Source organism: Streptomyces sp. NRRL WC-3549 (assembly GCF_000721935.1).
Classification (GTDB): Bacteria; Actinomycetota; Actinomycetes; order Streptomycetales; family Streptomycetaceae; genus Streptomyces.
This window is the reverse complement of the sequence record NZ_KL585447.1, coordinates 24,756-26,371: the sequence shown is the minus strand read 5'-3', so window position 1 is coordinate 26,371 and position 1,616 is coordinate 24,756. Positions and strand designations below refer to the sequence as shown.

At 71.7% G+C, this 1,616-nt stretch carries 2 protein-coding genes and 1 pseudogene; all 3 read right to left on the bottom strand.

Annotated features, from left to right (window positions below; translation table 11 throughout):
* A pseudogene (locus IH13_RS0135055) lies at positions 1–223 on the bottom strand (chitosanase); the annotation flags it as partial.
* A gap of 183 nt (positions 224–406) precedes the next feature.
* On the bottom strand, positions 407–721 hold the full coding sequence (locus IH13_RS0135050; protein ID WP_031091047.1) for an SH3 domain-containing protein: 315 nt from the start codon (positions 719–721) through the stop codon (positions 407–409).
* A 217-nt stretch (positions 722–938) separates the two neighbouring features.
* Positions 939–1,616, bottom strand: a 678-nt coding sequence (locus IH13_RS0135045) for a chitosanase (protein WP_031091044.1), incomplete at its 5' end; no start/stop codon positions are given.

Sequence of the window (1,616 nt, the reverse complement as noted above, 5' to 3'; positions counted from 1 at the left end):
TCTCCGCGCTGGAGACCAGTTGCATCGCGATGTCCTTCTTCGCGGGATCGTCGAGTCCGGTCGCGGCGGCCTCCAGGTGATGAGCGGCCGGCTGTGTGGGGGCGCCGGCGTGAGCGGTGACCGGGAGCGCCGTCAGCGCGAGCCCGAGGACGGCCACGGCGAGGACGCCGGGGCGGAGGAGACGAGTGGTGCGACGTGCGGTGCGGTTGTGGGGGTGATGCACCTGTCCTCCCAGAGGAGTGGGTCGTGTCGCTGCTCTGTTAGGAAGCTTTCCTATCAGCTGTGCGGCCGTCGGTACAGACTCCGGGACGCACGGGCCGGAAGGCCTTCGGTGCGGGGAGGGGGGATTCCCGGTACGCGGAGGCGAGGAGCCCCCGGGGGCGGGGCTCCTCGCGGGCCGTGGGGCTCAGCAGTCGAGATAGGCCACATGGATCCAGACGCCCGTGGGCCCGCCCCACAGATCGCCCATGATCCAACTGCCCTCCTGGCCGCGCGCGTTGATGTTCTGTCCGCGGTTCACGGTACCGAGGACGGGGTAGCCGGTGCCCGGGCCTCCCCGGAAGTTCACGCCGTTGTCGTTGACCGTGCAGACGAGCTGCGGTGCCGCCTGGGCGGCGGGGGCCGCGGGCAGGGGGCTCTGCACACCGTACGCGGAGGGGCTCGCGAGGAGTCCGGCGCCGGCCATGAGGACCGCCGCGGTCAGCAGCATCTTCTTGATCATCTGAAGTGTCTCCCTGAGGCTTCGGGCGAGGCACGGTCGATGTGCCTCCAACCGTGGAAACGGCCCCGCACCGTGCCGGTCACGGCCCGGCCGGCAACGACCCCGGTCGACGAGTGCGCAGGTCAGGGCGGGGCGCACCGGCGTACGCGCACCGCGGCCCGCGTGCGTCGCGAGCCCTCCGGACGGCCCTTTACGGCCGGTCGGCACTCGTTACGGATCATGGTCCGTCGATCCGGTAGCTCTCGCCGTACACCTTCCAGGCCAGCGGGGTCTCCAGTTGGAGCCTGCCCTCGTGGACGAAGACCCGCTGGGCCGTCTCCACCCGGCTGGTGTCGCTGTGCGAGGGCTCCTTGCGCAGGGCTTCCACCCGGGCGTCGAGGAAGGCGTTGAGGTAGGCCTCCTCGTCACCGCCCTCGGCCGGTGGATCGGCGGCCTCGACGGCTTCGGCCCGTATCGTGCGGAAGCCGACGGTGCCCTGGGCGTCGGCGTACCCGTGCATCACAAACGCGTCGTAGTAGATGAACTGCCCGAGGGCGCTGAGCCCGTCCGCCTCGGCCCGGGCGACCGCCGGGTCGAAGTACGACTCGTCCCGCTCGGCGTCCTGTGCCCGCCGGAACGCGGTGTCGTCCGCGGCCTCCGCCCAGGCCCCGGTGAAGGCGTCGCCCAGCCCCTCGTGCGAGTCGCCGCCCACGACCGAGCGGAGCGCCGGCAGGAAGCGCTCCAGGGCGTTGCCGGGCCGCGCCTCCGCGTACCGCTCGACGACCTTCAGCAGGTCGCCGGTGCCGGAGCAGAAGCCGATGACGCCGGCGGTGTAGCCGCGACCGTCGCCGATGTCCTCGATGTAGCCGTACTGCGCCTTCCAGTCCAGCGTGGAGTTCTCCGCGCTGGAGACCAG